Annotated in this window: 14 protein-coding genes and 1 tRNA gene; 9 read left to right on the forward strand and 6 right to left on the reverse strand. The window is 65.4% G+C overall.

What is annotated here, in order from left to right; translation table 11 throughout:
* Positions 1-131: 131 nt before the first annotated feature.
* The 7 genes from AM590_RS14350 to AM590_RS14380 all read left to right on the forward strand — a co-directional run bounded on the left by AM590_RS14350 (position 132) and on the right by AM590_RS14380 (position 5960).
* Positions 132-1037, forward strand: a complete 906-nt coding sequence (locus tag AM590_RS14350; protein ID WP_058828070.1) for an ABC transporter ATP-binding protein — start codon at positions 132-134, stop codon at positions 1035-1037.
* A gap of 12 nt (positions 1038-1049) precedes the next feature.
* Positions 1050-2480 (forward strand): Fe-S cluster assembly protein SufB, encoded by a 1431-nt coding sequence (gene sufB / locus AM590_RS14355; RefSeq protein WP_058828071.1) that lies wholly within the window; start codon positions 1050-1052, stop codon positions 2478-2480.
* 3 nt (positions 2481-2483) lie between these two features.
* Positions 2484-3692, forward strand: a complete 1209-nt coding sequence (gene sufD, locus AM590_RS14360) for a Fe-S cluster assembly protein SufD (protein ID WP_058828072.1) — start codon at positions 2484-2486, stop codon at positions 3690-3692.
* A 167-nt stretch (positions 3693-3859) separates the two neighbouring features.
* On the forward strand, positions 3860-4351 hold the full coding sequence (locus tag AM590_RS14365) for a hypothetical protein (RefSeq protein WP_004972568.1): 492 nt from the start codon (positions 3860-3862) through the stop codon (positions 4349-4351).
* 4 nt (positions 4352-4355) lie between these two features.
* Positions 4356-4808 (forward strand): metal-dependent transcriptional regulator, encoded by a 453-nt coding sequence (locus AM590_RS14370; RefSeq protein ID WP_058828220.1) that lies wholly within the window; start codon positions 4356-4358, stop codon positions 4806-4808.
* Positions 4809-4941: 133 nt separating this feature from the next.
* A tRNA-Gln gene (locus tag AM590_RS14375) sits at positions 4942-5045 on the forward strand.
* A 156-nt stretch (positions 5046-5201) separates the two neighbouring features.
* On the forward strand, positions 5202-5960 hold the full coding sequence (locus AM590_RS14380) for an FkbM family methyltransferase (protein ID WP_058828073.1): 759 nt from the start codon (positions 5202-5204) through the stop codon (positions 5958-5960).
* Between the two features lie 60 nt (positions 5961-6020).
* Here the strand turns inward: AM590_RS14380 and AM590_RS14385 are convergent, their stop codons facing one another.
* A complete protein-coding gene (locus AM590_RS14385; RefSeq protein WP_058828074.1) occupies positions 6021-6740 on the reverse strand; it encodes an alanyl-tRNA editing protein in 720 nt (239 codons plus the stop codon).
* A 195-nt stretch (positions 6741-6935) separates the two neighbouring features.
* Here AM590_RS14385 and AM590_RS14390 point away from each other — a divergent pair, with 195 nt between their 5' ends.
* Complete coding sequence (locus tag AM590_RS14390; RefSeq protein ID WP_058828075.1) at positions 6936-7628, forward strand: HD domain-containing protein; 693 nt, start codon at positions 6936-6938, stop codon at positions 7626-7628.
* 12 nt (positions 7629-7640) lie between these two features.
* Here the strand turns inward: AM590_RS14390 and AM590_RS14395 are convergent, their stop codons facing one another.
* From AM590_RS14395 to proS, 5 genes are all read right to left on the reverse strand, one after another.
* Entirely contained in the window at positions 7641-8630 is a 990-nt protein-coding gene (locus AM590_RS14395; RefSeq protein ID WP_058828076.1) for an NAD-dependent epimerase/dehydratase family protein, read from the reverse strand.
* An 81-nt stretch (positions 8631-8711) separates the two neighbouring features.
* Positions 8712-9023, reverse strand: a complete 312-nt coding sequence (locus AM590_RS14400) for a nucleoside triphosphate pyrophosphohydrolase (RefSeq protein WP_058828077.1) — start codon at positions 9021-9023, stop codon at positions 8712-8714.
* Between the two features lie 71 nt (positions 9024-9094).
* The gene (locus AM590_RS14405; protein ID WP_058828221.1) at positions 9095-10846 is read right to left on the reverse strand and encodes a PQQ-binding-like beta-propeller repeat protein; all 1752 of its coding nucleotides are present in this window, start codon (positions 10844-10846) and stop codon (positions 9095-9097) included.
* 139 nt (positions 10847-10985) lie between these two features.
* The gene (gene gltB, locus AM590_RS14410; protein ID WP_058828078.1) at positions 10986-15521 is read right to left on the reverse strand and encodes a glutamate synthase large subunit; all 4536 of its coding nucleotides are present in this window, start codon (positions 15519-15521) and stop codon (positions 10986-10988) included.
* A gap of 160 nt (positions 15522-15681) precedes the next feature.
* A complete protein-coding gene (gene proS / locus AM590_RS14415; RefSeq protein WP_058828079.1) occupies positions 15682-17148 on the reverse strand; it encodes a proline--tRNA ligase in 1467 nt (488 codons plus the stop codon).
* Positions 17149-17312: 164 nt separating this feature from the next.
* Between proS and AM590_RS14420 the strand changes: the two genes are divergently transcribed.
* The gene (locus AM590_RS14420; RefSeq protein WP_058828080.1) at positions 17313-17810 is read left to right on the forward strand and encodes an HTH domain-containing protein; all 498 of its coding nucleotides are present in this window, start codon (positions 17313-17315) and stop codon (positions 17808-17810) included.
* Positions 17811-17839: the final 29 nt, after the last annotated feature.

The raw sequence follows: 17839 nt of genomic DNA on the forward strand, positions 1-17839 counted from the left end.
GCGTCGCGAACCGCCGTGATTTTTTGCGGATTTGAAAACAAATTTTCTTTCTACAAAAGGTGGCGGGGGTGAATGCGCAAGCATTATGGGCGATACTCCCCACCCTTCGAGTACGAGGCAACGAACCAACGATGGCAACTCTCGAGATCAAGAACCTCCACGCACGAGTCGCGGAGGAAGACGGTGAGCAGATTCTGCGAGGTGTCGACCTGGAAGTCAAATCCGGCGAGATCCACGCGCTGATGGGTCCCAACGGGTCCGGCAAGTCTACGACTTCTAAAATTATCGCCGGCCACCCCGCCTACGAGGTAACCGACGGCGAAATCCTCCTCCACCTGGAGGACGACGACTTCGGTGACCTCGAAATTCCGGACGACGCCCGCACGTGGAACCTTCTGGAACTGGAGCCGAACGAGCGCGCCGCGCTCGGCATCTTCCTCGGCTTCCAGTACCCCGCGGAAATCGAGGGCGTCACCATGACGAACTTCCTCCGCACCGCGCTCAACGCGAAGATCGACGAGCGCGAGGAGCTCCTCTTCGGCGAGGACGACGAGGAAGAAGAAGAGGAAGCCGGCTACGACACCTCCCCGATGGAGGGTAACGTCGACGACGGCGAAGTCGGCGTCGCCGAGTTCCAGAAGCTCCTCAAAGAGAAGATGGAGCTGCTCGACATGGACGAGAAGTTCATGCAGCGCTACCTCAACGCCGGGTTCTCCGGCGGCGAGAAGAAACAAAACGAGGTCCTTCAGGCCGCGATTCTCGAACCGTCGATTGCGGTTCTCGACGAGATCGACTCCGGTCTCGACATCGACCGCCTGCAGGACGTCTCGAAGGGTATCAACGCGCTGCGCGACGAGCAGGGCACGGGTATCCTCCAGATCACTCACTACCAGCGTATCCTCGAATACGTCGAGCCGGACCACGTCCACATCATGCTGGACGGCAAGGTCGTCAAGAGCGGCGACGCCTCGCTCGCGTCCGACCTCGAAGACAAAGGCTACGACTGGGTCCGTGAGGAAGTGTACGAAGCCGCGTAATCCCCCAACATCATGAGTTCCGACCAAGACCACCTCAAAGAGACAGACACGGAAGCTCGCTTCGAGTTCAAGAAGGAGCAGAAGGCCGCGTTCGTGGCCGAGAAGGGTCTCACCGAAGAGACCATCCGCGTCATCTCGGAGGACAAAGACGAGCCCGAATGGATGCTCGAGCGCCGCCTTCGCGCGCTCAAGCAGTACCAGAAGATGCCGATGCCGACCGACTGGCCCGGCCAGCCCGACCTCTCCAAGGTCAACGTGGACGAGATCGTCCCGTACATCCGCCCCGACGTGGAAGTCCGCGGCGGCGTGGACGACTGGCGTGACCTGCCGGACGACATCAAGGACACCTTCGACAAACTGGGTATCCCGGAAGCCGAGAAGAACGCCCTCTCGGGCGTCGGTGCCCAGTACGAGTCCGAAGTCGTCTACCAGAACATGCAGGAGCGCTGGGAGGAGAAAGGCGTCGTCTTCATGAACATGGACCAGGCGGTCCAGGAGCACGAAGACATCGTCAAGGAGTACTTCATGACGAAGTGCGTCCCTCCGAGCGACAACAAGTTCGCGGCGCTTCACGGCGCTATCTGGTCCGGCGGCTCGTTCGTCTACGTCCCCGAGGACGTGACGGTCGAGATGCCGGTGCAGGCGTACTTCCGCATGAACTCCGAGGGCATGGGCCAGTTCGAGCACACGCTCATCGTCGCGGAGAAGGGCTCCGAAGTCCACTACATCGAGGGCTGTTCGGCCCCGAAGTACTCCGCGTTCAACCTCCACTCCGGCGGCGTCGAAGTGTTCGTCGGCGAGGACGCCCACGTCCAGTACTCGACCGTCCAGAACTGGTCGAAGAACACCTACAATCTGAACACCAAGCGCGCCATCGTCGAGAAGGGCGGCCGCATGGAGTGGATTTCGGGCTCGATGGGCTCGAAGGCCACCATGCTGTACCCGGCCTCGATTCTGAAGGGCCGCGGCGCCTCCGACAACCACATCACCATCGCCTTCGCGGGCGAGGGCCAGAACATCGACACCGGCGCGAAGGTGTACCACAACGCCCCCGAGACGAAGTCGACCATCGAGTCGAAGTCCATCTCGAAGGACGGCGGCCGCACGAACTACCGCGGTCTCGTCCACATCGCCAACGGCGCGAAGAACTCCTCGACTGCAGTCGAGTGTGACGCGCTCATGTTCGACAACGAGTCCACCTCGGACACGATGCCGTACATGGAGATCAACGAGTCCACGGTGGACGTCGCCCACGAGGCGACCGTCGGCAAGATCGGCGACGAGGACATCTTCTACCTCCAGTCGCGCGGTCTCGACGACGATGACGCGAAGCAGATGATCGTCTCCGGGTTCATCGAACCCATCACGGAGGAACTGCCCATCGAGTACGCGGTCGAACTCAACCGACTCGTCGAACTCGAGATGGAGGGTAGCCTCGGATAACCAATGAGTGCGCAACTTCCCGCGAACCTGTCCGCAGAGACGGTACGAGAGATTTCGGACGCACGGGACGAGCCGGAGTGGCTCCTCGAGGCCCGCCTCGAAGCCCTCGAAGCACTCGACGAGCTCGAACTGCCGGACGTCATCCAGACGCCCGGTCGCCGCTGGACGAACCTCGAAGCGCTCGACTTCGAGTCGCTCGTCGACCCGCTGAACCAGGCCGACGAGACGACCCGCGAGTCGCCCGAGGGCGTCGTCGTCCTCCCCTTCACGGAGGCGCTCTCCGAGTACGGCGACCTCATCGAGGAGCGCTTCGGTTCCGTCGTCGACCCCAAGTCGAACTACCTCACCGCCCTCTCGGCGGCGCTGTTCACGACGGGCACGTTCATCTACGTCCCCGAGGGCGTCGACGCCGAGGACGTGAAGATTCGCGCCGAGATGAACTCTCGGTCGCTGTTCAGCCACACGCTCGTCGTCACCGAGAAATCCTCGTCGGTCACCATCCTCGAAGCCATCGAGTCCGGCGACAGCGTCGACGACGCGCGGTACTTCTCGAATCTCGTCGAAATCGACGCGGGCGAGAACTCGTACGTCCAGTACGGCTCCCTGCAGAACCTCGACGAGGAGACGTACACGTACTCGCTCAAGCGCGCCGACGCCGGTACCTACTCGACCGTCAACTGGATCGAGGGGAACCTCGGCTCGCGGCTCACCCGCAGCGACGTCGAGACCGAACTCAACGGCGAGGCGTCGGAGACGAAAATCGTCGGCGCGTTCTTCGGTCACGACGACCAGCACCTCGACGTGAACGCCCGCGTCTGGCACAAAGCCGAGAACACGACGGCCGACCTCGTGACCCGCGGCGTCCTCGACGACGAGGCGCGCTCGGTGTACGAGGGCGTCCAGGACGTCGGCCGCGACGCGTGGAGCACGAACTCCTACCAGCGTGAGAACACGCTGATGCTCTCGGACCAGTCCGAGGCCGATGCGTCGCCGAAGCTCATCATCAACAACCACGACACCGAGGCGTCTCACGCCGCCTCCGTCGGGCAGGTCGACGCCGAGGACCTCTTCTACATGGTCTCTCGGTCCATCCCCGAAGAACAGGCCCGTAACATGCTCGTGGAGGGCTTTTTCGTCCCCGTCCTCGAAGAGATTGCAGTCGACGAGTTCCGCGACGACCTCGAGGAACTCATCGCGGCCCGCCTGCGGTAGGCAGACCGCTCCGCGGTGTGGCTTCGCCGACCGTTTTTTCGCCGTTTCGCCGATCGATTCTTCCCGCCTCGCCGACCCGCGAGGGAACCGCTTAAGTCGGTTACTCTCGGAGAGGTGTGTATGTACGTCGCGGGACCGTGTCTTCGAACGGTGAGGGGGACGAGTCCGTGAGCGTCGGGTATCAGGTCACCTCGGACCACCAGCTCGCCCGACTCCTCCAGATCGGTATCGTCCTCGAAGAGGTCGTGGAGGCGCGCGCCTACCACCACCACGAGGAACTCGGCGAAGACGCGCTCGACGAGGAGGTTCGAGCCCTGCTTTCGCACGCCGCCGAGGAGTCCGCCGACCACCGCGAACGCCTCGAAGCCGTCATCGACCGGCTGGAGGTCGACAGCGTCCCCTTCGAGGAGATCGAGGCGCTGGTCGAAGCCCAGTACGGCCAGACGAAACCCGAGGACTTCGACGGCGTCCTCTACGACCAACTCTGTAACGAGGAGACCGCCTACAAGTTCTACGACGACGTCATCGAGGCCATCGAGGCGAGCGACGCACAGTTCTCTATCGACCGCGAGGAACTCGTCGCGACGCTGTCGGCGATTCGCGAGGAGGAAGCCGAGGGCGTAGAAGAAGTGACGCGAATCATGGAAGACCGCGAGTGAAATGATGAACACGGCAGACCAATACGTCAAGGCGATTTACCTGCTGCAGGAGATGGAGAACGGTCCGGCAGCCACCGGCGCGCTCGCGGACATGATGGAGGTGAGCCCGGCGAGCGCGAACGAGATGATCGGCAAACTCGAATCCCGTGGCCTCGCCGAACACGAGAAGTACAAGGGCGTCACCCTCACCGACGAGGGCATCGTCCGCGCCCGCGACGCGCTCCAGACCTACTGCATCATCGAGCGCTTCCTCTCGAACGTCCTCGACGTCGAGGAGTTTCGCGCGGAGGCCCGCGATCTCGAACCCGTCATCGACGGGATGATCGCGGAGCGACTCGACACCATCATCGACCGCAACTCCGAGTGTCCCGACTGTTTCGACCCCGAGACGGACGCCTGCGAGTATCTCGACGTGTGCGGTGCGGAACCCGAGACGGAGACGGAAGTCGCCGATTAATCGCCGCCGCCGACCGACCGGAACCGAAGCGTTTTCATTTACCAGCGGATAACCGACGAGTGCGCAGTCCCGTGGTGGTGAGCAATCTCGAAGAGATTGCGAGGCACAGGGGACGAGTGAACGACGTGACCGAAGTCCCGTGGTGTAGTGGCCAATCATAGCGGCCTTTGGATTGGTACGGTTCATTGCGTGCCGAGAAGACAGCCGCTGACGGCGGTTCGAATCCGCCCGGGACTACTCAAACTTCTCCGACGAACTAACGCGAAGAGCGCGTCGCGTAGCCACGATTCGACTCTCGAAGCACCGGCCAGACGACACACGGAGCCCCGTCACCGCCGAGTGATTTTTATCGGCATACAATGACAATACACTAACGTGTCTCTGCTGCATCCGGTGTCGGCCGCTCGCCACCTCGCGTACTCCCTCCACTACGCGCTCGTCCGGGCGAACTACGAGCGACGGCTCGTCGCCACGAAAAAACACGTCGGGCGGACGAGTTTCAGGAGCTACGAACTGTACAACCGCCACGGCAACGACGTGCTCCTGCAGGCGCTGTTGCTCGGTCTCGACGACGGTGACGTCGTGGTCGACGTGGGCGCGAACACGGGTACCTACACGCTCGCGGTCGCGGCCAGCGAGTCCTCTACGCGGGTGGTCGCCGTCGAACCGCACCCCGAGGTCGTCGGCCAGTTGCGGTCAAACGTCGAGGTGAACGACTTCGGCGACCGGGTCGACCTGCTCGACTGCGGCCTCGGTGACGCCGACGAGTCGCGTGAGTTCCATCTGTCGAGCTACGACGAACTGGGCTCGTTCTCGCGGGACCACGCCAGCGCGTGGGAGGCGCAGATCGTCGACACGGCGTCGGTGCCGATGCGACGGCTCGACTCGCTCGTCGATTCCGGGAGGGTCCCACCACCGGACCACCTGAAGGTTGACGTCGAGGGGTTCGGTCTGAACGTGCTCCGGGGGGCGGAAACGGTCCTCCGCGAGCACCGACCGACGGTGTATTTCGAACTGCACGACGCCCGCGGGAGCCACGACGAGGCGGCGGCGAAGGCTCTGCTCCGTGATTCGGGCTACGAGCTAGTCCCGGTCAAGGAAGGGTGGGTGTGCGAGCCGCGGGCGCGGACGGAAGCGCCACAGTCGGCGTAGTCGGGGCCGAGCCGCCGGGGGCCGAGCCGCCGGGGGTCGAGCCGCCGGGGGCCGACCCAGCTATTCGAGGACGAAATTCACGCGCTCGTGAGCGGAGCCTTGGGTCGTCCGGCCGGTGACGGAGACCGAGCCGATGTCGCCCGTCGATTCGACGTGCGTCCCCGCGCAGGCGGTTCGGTCGAACGGGTCGTCAGCATCGCCGATTTCGACGATTCGAACCTCCCGAATCGACTCCGGAAGCAGATGCAGTCGGGTTCGTTCGGGGTCGAGCGTCGCCTCGGCCTCCTCGCGGTCGAGGCTGTACCACCGGACGGGGAGGTCGGACGCGACGAGGTCGTTCAGGCGTGTCTCGATGGTGCGGAGGTCGTCGCCGTCGAAGCGGTCGTAGGCGCAGTCGAGGTGCGCGTGGTCGGCGTACAGTTGGTTGCCGGTCGTCTCGGCGTCGAACTCGTCGAGGAGGACCGCAGAGAGGAGATGCTGAGCCGTGTGGTAGCGGCTGTGGGCGCGCCGCCGCGCCGCGTCGACGCGTCCGGTGACGGTCGTCCCCGGTTCGGGCGCGTCGCCCGCGACGACGTGTTCGATTCGGTCGCGTTTCCGTACGTCCGTTACTGCTAACCGCTCACTGTCGACCGAAATCGTCCCCGTGTCGTTCGGTTGGCCGCCGCCGGTGGGGTAGAAGTAGGTCCGGTCGAGAACGACGCGGTCGCTGCCGCGGACCGTCTCGACGGTCGCCTCGAACTCGTGTGTCGTCGCGTCGTCGAGGTATCGTGCTTCGGTCACGGCGGGGACGACGCGGTCGGTCGAGTTAACTCCCTCCGATGTGGCACCGAGTCACACTGCCGCCCACGAGACCCGGTCTGTTCGCCCGAGAGCACGGTTCGCGCGACTCAGGGTGGTCGTAACGCCTAAGAGTGGAACGACCCTCATTCCGTGTAATGAGAATACGCACGTGCCAACACCTACGGAGGTTCTGCCGTGGGCGTTGAAATCAAAGAGTCGGCCGTCTCTGACGCGGAGTTCGAGGATATGAAGCGCTTCGTCTCGGACTATCTCTCTGCGAGCGTCGAAAACGAAGACGACGGCGGGCGGATGCGCTGGTACCCGTGGCACTCCGCGGAATACCGGTTCAACCACATCCTCAACGTCGTCGACCTCGCGACGCGCATCGCCGACCGCGAGGGCGCGGACGTGGACGTCGTCCGCGTCGCCGCGCTCTTTCACGACATCTCGAAGCTCGAAGCCGACCAGGAGGTCCACGCCGAGGAGGGCGCTCGCGTCGCCCGCGAGTTCCTCAGCACCCACGGCGACTACCCCGAGTCGTTCGTCGAGCAGGTGTGTCAGGTCGTCTCCGACCACTCGTATCAGGGGCCGCTGACGGACGTGTCGCTGGAGACGCGCTGTCTCATCGAAGCCGACATCCTTGACAAAATCGGCGCGAACGGCACCGCGCTGATGCTCCTGCGGATGGGCTACGAGGCCCGGACGCACATGGACGCCGCCGAGATGGTCGAGCGCGTCTTCGAACGCGGTCGCGACGCCTCCGAGCGTCTCGAAACCGACACCGCCCAGAGCTTTGCCCACCAGCGGCTCAAGCGCGTCAAGTGGTTCCGCGAGTGGCTCGAAGACGAGGTCCCCGAGATGGACCACGACGGCCAGTTTAGCGCCTGAAGGCCGACGCTCTCAGAGCGTGTCGAGAATCGAGAGCACGCGTTCTTCGGCCTCGCGGCCGGGGTCGTGTTCGGAGCCGTCGCGGTCGCTCTCGCGGTGGTCGGCGACCGACCGGCGCATCGCCTCCTCGACGGGGGTAGACCCCCAGCCGAGACGGGCCAGTTTGTCCGTCGCGAGGACGTGGGGGTAGTCGCGGTAGAGGATGAAATCATCCATCGAGAGGTCCGTCGCGGCGAGTTCGCGCTCGCCCGCGTGGACGACCTCGACGTCGGTGCCCGCGGCGTCGGCGATGACTTCGACCATCTCTTCGAGCGTGACGAGCCGCCTGTCGCCGACGTTGTAGGCCTCGCCGGCCTCGCCCTCCTCGGCGACGACGCGCATCGCGCTCGCCACGTCCTCGACGTAGGCGCGGTGCCAGACGTTCGTCCCGTCGCCGGGGACGACGACGCGGTCGTAGTTCAGCACGCGGTCGATCCAGTAGTCGAGTCGCTCGGTGTAGTCCTCGGGGCCGTAGACGATACAGGGGCGGACGGACATCGCGTTGATGCCCCGCGAGGCCGCTTCGAAGATGACGCGGTCGCCCTCGGCCTTCCGCGGACCGTAGCTCGCACCCGAGTCGTCCGTCGCCTGCTCGTCGGTGCAGTCGCACAGCGGCGTCTCGCCCTCGCGCTTCGGGATGACCTCGGCCCCGTAGGCCGCGCCGCTGGAGATGTAGACGTAGGCGTCCACGTCGGCGAAGATATCGACCGCCGATGCGACCTCGGCGGGCTTGTACGCCACGCAGTCGAACACCGCGTCGGGGTCGACGGTCAGCTTCGCGGTCCGGAGCGCCTCGTCGTCGGTTCGGTCGCCCTGCACGTGCTGGACGCGCGGGTCGTCCTCGAAGGGGTTGTCGTGGTTGCCGCGGTTGAAGATGGTCACGGCGTAGCCGTTGTCGAGGAGTTCCGAGACGAGGTGGCGGCCGATGAATCGCGTGCCGCCGATGACGAGTGCGTTGTCCATGTCTCGGTCGAGGGTGCGCGCGGTGAAAAACGTGGGAGAATCGGTGGCGGGTGCCGGGAACCCGCTTCGACCGCGCGGGTTTCACTTCACTCGTTCAAGTACCACGCCGTCTTCGAATCCACCGCGCTCTGCCGCCTTCTCTCGTGCCGCCGCCTCGACAGTCTCCCAGTCCTCGTCGCGTTGGGCGAGGACCGCGTCGACGACGGCGTACACGTCTGCGAGTTCTTCGACGCGCCCGGATTCGGCGAACTCCTCGGCTTCTTCGACCAGTTTCTCGCGCAGTCGGCGGTCGAACTCCTCGTCGTCGGCGACGTGGACGACCGGTGTCTCGCCCGACTCGCGGACGATTCGGGGAATGTCGTCGCGGACGAGTTTGTCGTACTCGCGGGACATACCACCGAGTTCGAACGGCCGGTGGAAAACTGGGGCGACGGGGGTGGGCCGCGGTCCCGCTTGTACTACTATCAGTCGGTGGAGAGACGAACGCTGTCGGTACTCTGGTTGCCGTCGGGGCCCGTCACGCGGAGCGTCACGTCGAGCGTCCCACAGAAGTCGAGCGTAATCTCTGTCGTCGAACCGCGTTCTTCGAACGATGCGCCCTCGCCGAACTGCCACTCGTAGGTTTCGACGTCACCGGTCGAGGCGGTTCCGTCGAGGCCGACGGTGGTCCCAGAATCGAGGTCAGCCGAGTCGGCGTCTGCGGGGTCGGTGACGATTCGGGCGACCGGGGCGTCCGAAGAACGCGGAAGATTCCTCGAATCGGGGGCCTCCGGACTCCCTTCGAGGGCGAACACCCCGGCTTGCTCGGTGGACTCCTCTTCCAGATAGCCCGTGAGGATTCGTCCGCCCGCGAGCGCCGGCGTCGATGCTTTTCGGGACGGTGCGCTCTGCTCGTGTCGAACCAGATAGGACCACTGCTGGGACCCGTCTTCGGTCGAGAGCGCGTGTATCGTGGGATGTCGGCGTTCGCGTTCGAGGTCTCCGATAGCCTTGGGGATGGCGCTCCCGCCGAGGTAGACGGTGTCGCCGGCCACGCTCGGGTCGCCGTGGAGTTCCGTCGAGGTGTCGTGTGTCCACAGCACGTCTCCGGTGTCGGCGTCGAGCGCGTAGACCGTCGAGAGGATACCCTCCTCGGCCACCGAGTCCACGTCGAGCGCGGTGGTGACGTAGAGGGTGCCGTCGGCGACGGCCGGTGCGCTGATGAACCGCGCCGACGCCTCGCCGTCGGGTGTGAGTCTCGTCTCCCACTCGATGCTCCCGTCCTCGTCGCTGTGTGCGACGACTCGGTTTATCTCGTCTGTTCGGAACCGATTGCCGGAGGAACGGTAGATTCGGCCGTTTTTGTGGGCTGAGTCGACGAAGTTCACACCGTCTTCCAGCACTGCTGTCCACCGCCTGCTCCCGTCGTTCGCGTTCCACGCGACGAGTTCGTTCTTCTCGTCGGTGTACGTCGCCATCCCGTAGAGCGTCTCGTCGTCGCCAATGTAGGGATAGGACCGATACGACGCGTCGGAGCGCCACACGATTTCGCCGCTCTCGGGGTCGAGTTCCGCGACGACCGACTCCTGTTGGTCCGGGTCTGCGCTGGCGTTTGTCAGGTGCTGGACGTAGAGCGAGCCGTCGGCAACGAGTGGCGTCCCGAGCCACTCCTTGTCCGGACTCGCGTAGTCCGTTGGTGTCTTCTGCCAATTAATTTCGCCGGTATCCAGGTCGAGCGCGTGGAGTCCACCGTATTTGACGTCCGGATCGGTGTATCCTGCCTCGCTCGTCACGAAGAGCGTCCCTTCTGCCACGGCTGGTGTGTCGGTTACCCGGCCGATTCCGGGTTCTGACGCCCCGTACTCCGGGGCAATGTATTTCCAACGTTCTTCGCCCGTGTCGGCCTCGTAGGCGACGACGCCCCCTCGGAACGTACTGTCGTTGGTGTAGAACGTCTGGAAGACGGCCCCGTCGTCGACGAGTACCTCGTTCGCGCTGGTCTTATGCCACGTTCCGTCGAGCCACGACAGGGCGGCGTACTCGTCGTCAGGCGCCGATTCGGGAGCGACTGCACCGGTGCGTCCCGGTTCGGCACGAGACTGCGACCAACCCTCGGTCGTGACCGTGTCCGAGTCTGCCGTCGAGTGACTGTCCGCGAGCGAGGTGCCGGCGACGCCGGATGCCGTGAGGGCACCGAGCGTGGCGAGGACTGTCCGCCGCGAGTAATCTCGGGTCATGTCCACGCCGACATGGCCCCGGACGGCACATCATTATCTGTTCGATAAGTGATACGAAACAGTCCGAAAAAACACGCCGAACAGCAAGAAAACGCGGGACGTCGACCGGACCGTCAGTCGCTGACGGTCGAGTCGGTCCTCAGTCGTCGCTCGTCGTCGCTGCGCCGACTCTGTCGGTACCGGCGTCGACGATTGCGCCCGCCTTCGCCGGGAGTTCGTTGCGGACGTCCTCGCGGCCGTCCTCGGCGATGACCTCGGCGTACGCATCGGGCATCACCTTCACGAAGTCGCCGAGTACCGACTGCCAGTCGTCGAGCAGTTCGGCCGCGCGGTCGGACTCGGTGTACGCGAGGTGGTTCTCGACGAGGCGGGTGAGCATCGCCTCGTCCTTGTCGTCGAGGTGGTCTTCGAGCGTCACCATCTCGGTGTTCGCCTTCGCGGCGAACTTGTCGTCGGGGTCGTAGACGTAAGCCACGCCGCCGGACATGCCCGCGGCGAAGTTGCGGCCCGTCTCGCCGAGCACGGCGACGACGCCGCCGGTCATGTACTCGCAGCCGTGGTCGCCGACGCCCTCGACGACCGCCTTCACGCCGGAGTTACGGACGCCGAAGCGCTCGCCGGCGAGGCCGTTGACGTAACATTCGCCCTGCGTCGCGCCGTAGAGGGCAACGTTGCCGATGAGGATGTTCTCTGCGGCCTCGTAGTTGGCCTCGGCAGGCGTGTTGACGATGACGCGGCCGCCGGAGAGCCCCTTACCGACGTAGTCGTTCGCGGCCCCGGTGAGCCGCATCGTGACGCCGCGGGCGAGGAAGCCGCCGAACGTCTGGCCGGCGATACCGTCGAACTCGCAGCGGATGGTGTCGTCCGGCAGGCCCTCGCCGCCGTGGGCGTTGGAGATGCGGTTCGAGAGCATTGCGCCGACCGCGCGGTCGACGTTCGAGAGGTCGCGGCGGATGACGACCGGCTCGCGGTCCTCGATTGCCTCCGCGGCCTCGTCGATGAGCTTGTGGTCGACGTGCGTCCCGATGTCCGCGTGGACCTGGTCTTCGGTCTTGCGGCGCGCGCCCGTCTTGGGCTCGGCCAGCACCGACGAGAGGTCGAGGTGCTTGGCCTTCTCGTGGTCCGTCTCGACCTGCCGGAGCAGGGACGGACGACCGATCATCTCGTCGAGCGAGGTGAAGCCGAGGTCGGCCATAATCTCACGGAGTTCCTGCGCGATGAACGTCATGTAGTTGATGACGTGGTCGGGCTCGCCGGGGAAGCGGCGGCGCAGGTTCTCGTCCTGCGTGGCAACACCGACCGGACAGGTGTTCTCGTGGCACTGGCGGGCCATGACACAGCCCGAGGTGACGAGCGACGCGGTCCCGAAGATGTACTCCTCGCCGCCGAGGAGGGCGGCGATGGCCACGTCGCGGCCGGTCTTCATGCCGCCGTCGACGGAGACGCGGATGCGGGAGCGAAGCCCCGTCGCGCGGAGCATCTGATTGGCCTCGGCGAGGCCGAGTTCCCACGGGAGGCCCGCGTTCTTGATGGAGGTCTTCGGCGACGCGCCGGTGCCGCCGTCGTGGCCGGAGATGTGGACCACGTCGGCTTTCGCCTTCGAGACGCCGGCGGCGATGGTACCGATGCCGGCCTCGGAGACGAGCTTGACGTTGATGTCGGCGTCGGGGTTGGCCGACTTCAGGTCGAAGATGAGCTGTTTGAGGTCCTCGATGGAGTAGATGTCGTGCAGCGGCGGCGGCGAGATGAGGCCGACACCCGGCGTCGCGTAGCGGACGTGGGCGATCATCTCGTTGACCTTCTTACCGGGCAGGTGGCCGCCCTCACCGGGCTTCGACCCCTGCGCCATCTTGATCTGAATCTCCTCGGCCGACGAGAGGTAATGGGAGGTGACGCCGAAGCGGCCGGAGGCGACCTGCTTGACGTTACACTCCTTTTCGGTGCCGAAGCGCTCCGGCGGTTCGCCGCCTTCGCCGGAGTTGGACTTGCCGCCGATGCGGTTCATCGCGATGGAGTTGTTCTCATGGGCTTCCGGCGAGAGGCTGCCGAGCGACATCGCGGCCGTCGAGAAGCGCTTGACGATGTCCTCGACGGGTTCGACCTCGTCGATGTCCACGGGCTCGCGGTCGGAGTCAAACTCGAGCAGGCCGCGGAGCGCCTTCAGCTGTTCCGACTGGTCGTTGACCAGTTCGGCGAACTCCTGGTACTTCTCGTAGTCGCCGGTGCGGACGGACTGCTGGAGCGTGCCGACGGTCTGGGGGTTCCAGCCGTGGTGGATGCCGGCCGAGCGGTTCTCGTACTCGCCCTGCCGTTCGAGCTTCGGGTCCGCGCCGAAGGCGGCGGCGTGGCGGGTCAAAAGGTCCTCTTCGATGACATCGAGGCCGATGCCCTCGGTGCGGATTTCGGTGCCCTCGAAGTACTCGGCGACGAAGTCGGAGCCGAGACCGACGGCTTCGAAAATCTGCGCGCCGCGGTAGCTCTCGACCGTCGAGATGCCCATCTTTGCCATCGTCTTGAGCAAGCCATCTTCGAGCGCGTGAACGTACGCGTCGATGGCCTCGCCCTCGTCGGCCCCGTCGGGGCCGGCGACGACGTCCTCGATGGTCTGGTAGGCGAGGTAGGGGTTCACCGCGCCCGCGCCGTAGCCGACGAGCGTGGCGAGGTGGTGGACCTCTCGGGGGTCGCCGGACTCGACGACGAGGCCGGCGTGGTTCCGGAGGCCGTTGCGGACGAGGCTGTGATGGACTGCGCCCGTCGCGAGCAGGCTCGGGATGGCGACCCGGTCGGGGCCGACGTCACGGTCGGAGAGGACGACGATGTCCGCGCCGTCTTCGATGACCGCCTTGGCCTCGTCGCGGACGGCCTCGATGGCCTCGCGGAGGTCGCCACCCTGCTCGTAGGTGATGTCGACGACGGCGCTACGCATGTCGTCGTCGAGGTCCTTGATGGCCGCCGTCTCGGCGTCCGTGAGGACCGGCGAGTCGAGGACGAGCTGGCGCGCGTGGTCGGCCGACTCGTCAAGCAGGTTACGCTGGAAGCCGAGCCGCGACTCCAGGCTCGTCACGAGCTTCTCGCGGATGTAGTCGATAGGCGGGTTCGACACCTGCGCGAACAGCTGCTTGAAGTAGGTAAAAAGCGGGCGGTTGAGGTCCGACAGCACCGAAAGCGGCGTGTCGTCGCCCATCGAGCCGACGGGGTCCTTGCCGTCGCGGGCCATCGGCTCTATCATGTGGTTGAGCTGGTCGTGCGTGTAGCCGAACGCCGCCTGCGTCGCCCGAAGCGACTCGACCTGTCCGCGCGAGGTGGAGTCCGCGTCGCCGGCGAGCTCGTCGAGGTGGCGCTGCTGTTCGTCGAGCCACTCGCCGTACTTCTCGTCCGTGAGGGAGTCGAACACCTCGGCGTCGGGGATGACGCGACCCTCGTCGGGGTCGGCCATGAAAATCTCGCCGGGTTGGAGGCGGCCGCGGGACTCGATTTCCGCGGGGTCGGTGTCGAGCGCGCCGACCTCGCTGGCGACGATGAGGCGGCCGTCGGTCGTCACCTCGTAGCGGCACGGCCGGAGGCCGTTGCGGTCGAGGACGGCGGCGATACGGTCGCCGTCGGTCGCCGCGACGAGCGCGGGGCCGTCCCACGGCTCGACCAGCGAGGCGTGGAAGTCGTACCAGTCGCGTCGCGCCTGGTCCATCGCGTCGTCGTTGCGGTACGCCTCGGGGATGAGCATCCGCAGGACGTGCGGGAGTTCGCGGCCGCCCTTGAGGAGCAGTTCGACCGCGTTGTCGACGCTCGCGGTGTCGGACTGGTCGGCCTTCGTGATGGGCCTAAGCGTCTCGATGTCGTCGCCGAACGCCTCGTGTTGGAGGTCCGTCTCGCGGGCGCGCATCCAGTTGACGTTACCGCGGATGGTGTTTATCTCGCCGTTGTGGATGACCTGGCGGTACGGGTGGGCGAGGTGCCACGCGCCCAGCGTGTTGGTGGAAAAGCGCGCGTGAACGAGCGCGAGTTCGGTCACCATCCGCTCGTCGCCGAGGTCGGGGAAGTAGTTCGGGAGCTGTTCGGCCGTGAGCAGCCCCTTGTAGACGATGGTCTTGCGGTCGAGCGAGCAGACGTAGAACCGGCCTGCGCCCTCGATGGCGAGGGCATCGACCGCCTTCTCGGCGGCTCGACGGGCGAGGTAGAGCGCCCGGTCAAACTCGTCTGCGGTCATCTCGTCGGCCGGCTCGACGAACAGTTGCCAGACGTCGGGTTCCGATTCGAGCGCGGTCGCGCCGAGTTCGGAGTTATCGGTCGGCACGTCGCGCCAGTCGAACACGGACAGCCCGTGGTCGGCCAGCGAATCCTCGACAACCGCCGAAACGCGCTCGCGGACCTCGTCGTCGGTCGGCATGAACACCGAACCGGCCGCGTAGAGGTCCGGAAGCTCGGTTTCGAGGACTGCTTCGAAGAATTCGTCCGGTCGCTGGAACAGGATACCTGCCCCGTCTCCGGTGTTCTCCTCGGCGCCCGTGGTGCCGCGGTGCTCGAGGTTTTCGAGGAGTTCGAGGCTGTCTGCGACGACGCGGTGCGAGGCGCCGTTTTCAAGGTCTACGACGGCCCCAACGCCGCAGTTCGACCGCTCGTCGGTCGGGTCGGCTAACCCGCCCTGAGCGAAGGGTGCGTCTATGTGTGGCTTGGTCATACGCCAATGGTACAGCTACCCCCATAAGCAACTTTTCCTGAAACCATAAGGGTGTTACAATGTCATATAAGGATGTATCCATACATAGTATGTCGACTAATGATGATTCGACGCACGACGAAAAATATGAATAATCGTGTGGAACAGCGCGGCGGTCGGCTCAGTAGGACTTCGCGAAGTACGCGGTCTCCTCGGCGTCGTCGCCGCAGACCGCACAGTCCTCGCCGTCGTGAATCTCCGCGTCTTCGTCGTTCAGGGGAACCATGACGATTTCGGCGGCGATTTGGTCTTTAATCTCCTCCTCGCAGGCCTCGTCACCGCACCACGGCGCTTTCACGTAGCCGCCGTGCTGGCCGATGGTGCCGAGAATCTCGTTTCGGGCGGACGCCTCGCGGACGTTCTCTTCGAGGTTCTCCTCGGCGGCGGCGTAGAGCTTCGCGTACACCTCGTCGAACTGCTCTTGGACGGCCTCGACGATGTTCTCGCGATCGAGTTCGACCGATTCACCGTCGGGGCGGTGGACGACCGTGACGACCTCGTCGTCGACCTCGTTCGGGCCGATTTCGAAGCGGACGGGGACGCCCTTGAGCTCCCACTCGTTGAACTTGAAGCCGGGGTTGCGCTCGTCGCGGGCGTCGAGTTCGACGCGGACGCCGGCGTCTTCGAGGTCTTCGGCGATGTCCTCGGCGTACTCGAGGACCTTCTCCTGCGTGTCGGCCTGCCAGATGGGGACGATGACGACCTGCTCGGGCGCGATGGTCGGCGGCAGGACGAGGCCTTGGTCGTCGGAGTGCGTCATGATGAGCGCACCGAGCGAGCGCCACGACAGCCCCCACGAGGTCGTGTGGGCGGGCTCTTCGTCCTCGTCTTCGGTCGTGTAGGTGAGGTCGAACGCCTCGGCGAAGGAGGTGCCGAGGTAGTGGGAGGTGCCGGCCTGCACGGACTTGCCGTCGGGCATGAGCGCCTCGACGGTCGTCGTCGTGTCCGCGCCGGGGAACTTGTCGTGTTCCGGCTTCGCGCCGCGGAGCACGGGGATGGCGAGCACGTCCTCGTAGAGCGACTGGTACTGCGAGAGACGAGTCATCGTCTCGTCCCACGCGCCGTTGCGGGTCTCGTGGGCCGTGTGGCCCTCCTGCCAGAGGAACTCCTTGGTGCGGAAGAACGGCTTCGTCTCCGTGGCCTCCCAGCGAACGACGGAGGCCCACTGGTTCACGCGGAGCGGGAGGTCGCGGTGACTGCGGACCCACCGCGCCATGTAGGGCGCGATGATAGACTCGGAGGTCGGGCGGACGGCGAGGCGCTCTTCGAGTTCCTCGTGGCCGCCGTGGGTGACCCACGCGACCTCGGGGTCGAAGCCTTCGACGATGTCCTTCTCGCGTTCGAGGTAGCTCTCGGGGATAAACAGCGGGAAGTACGCGTTCTGGACGCCCGTCTTCTTGAACTCGCCGTCGAGGTAGTTCTGGATGGACTCCCACAGCGCGTAGCCGCGCGGGCGAGTCACGATGAAGCCGCTCATCCCCTCCGGCCCGTAGTTCGCGAGGCCCGCCTTCTGGACGACCTCGGCGTACCACTCGCCGGTGTTGTACTGCTTCGACTCGGTGATACCGAGTTCCTGCTCGTCGCTCATTGCCCATCGGTAGCCGTAGCGAACCCTTAAACGCCCCGAAGGTGCCGGCGCGCCGCCCCGCCGCGCGGACCGTCTCTCGCCGACGACCGTCGGGGATTCCGGCGGACGCATAGATACATATCGTCGGATGCCCTACCTTCGACGTGGTGGTTGGCGTGCTAACAATGGACACAATTGTGAGCGACGAGCGGCCGACTCCTCGGGAGGAGGCGGTCCGGATCGAACTGTGGGTTCCGAGCGGCCGGCGCGCGGAGTTCACACCGGTCATCGAACGACTGGACAACATCGTCGAACGCGGTCTCGTCTCGGAGTACACGGTCGAGACGTGGGACCGGTTCGTGGACCTGTCGGGGAAGTTGAGCCCGCGCGAGCGTCGCGCTCGCGACCGACTCGCGTCGTACGCGCGGTGGGCGGCGACGCGCGGCGAGCGCTTGGCGGGGTTAGGCGACCCCGAGGTGCGCGGCATCGGCCGGATGGGGCCGGAACGACCGACGCGGCGGACCCCACGGGCGGTCATGGCGGAGTACGAAAACGGCGTCCTCACGCACGTGACCGCGTGCGAGGAGTGCATCGGTGCGTTCCGCGGACGACTCAGTGAGCTCGATTCGCAGGGCGAACGCGAGTCCGAGCAGTCGTCGGAGCGCGTCCGAATCGAGTGGTAAGCGGTCCGAACACAGTTTTTACGGTGACA

Origin of the sequence: Haloferax sp. Q22, assembly GCF_001482285.1 — an archaeon.
Taxonomy (GTDB): domain Archaea; phylum Halobacteriota; class Halobacteria; order Halobacteriales; family Haloferacaceae; genus Haloferax.

Bases quoted from the DNA above. Each gene is read 5' to 3' on its own strand.
- AM590_RS14350 (WP_058828070.1), top strand. From the start codon at position 132: ATGGCAACTCTCGAGATCAAGAACCTCCACGCACGAGTCGCGGAGGAA.
- sufB (WP_058828071.1), top strand. From the start codon at position 1,050: ATGAGTTCCGACCAAGACCACCTCAAAGAGACAGACACGGAAGCTCGC.
- sufD (WP_058828072.1), top strand. From the start codon at position 2,484: ATGAGTGCGCAACTTCCCGCGAACCTGTCCGCAGAGACGGTACGAGAG.
- AM590_RS14370 (WP_058828220.1), top strand. From the start codon at position 4,356: ATGAACACGGCAGACCAATACGTCAAGGCGATTTACCTGCTGCAGGAG.
- AM590_RS14395 (WP_058828076.1), bottom strand. From the start codon at position 8,630: ATGGACAACGCACTCGTCATCGGCGGCACGCGATTCATCGGCCGCCAC.
- AM590_RS14400 (WP_058828077.1), bottom strand. From the start codon at position 9,023: ATGTCCCGCGAGTACGACAAACTCGTCCGCGACGACATTCCCCGAATC.
- AM590_RS14405 (WP_058828221.1), bottom strand. From the start codon at position 10,846: ATGACCCGAGATTACTCGCGGCGGACAGTCCTCGCCACGCTCGGTGCC.
- gltB (WP_058828078.1), bottom strand. From the start codon at position 15,521: ATGACCAAGCCACACATAGACGCACCCTTCGCTCAGGGCGGGTTAGCC.
- proS (WP_058828079.1), bottom strand. From the start codon at position 17,148: ATGAGCGACGAGCAGGAACTCGGTATCACCGAGTCGAAGCAGTACAAC.
- AM590_RS14420 (WP_058828080.1), top strand. From the start codon at position 17,313: ATGGACACAATTGTGAGCGACGAGCGGCCGACTCCTCGGGAGGAGGCG.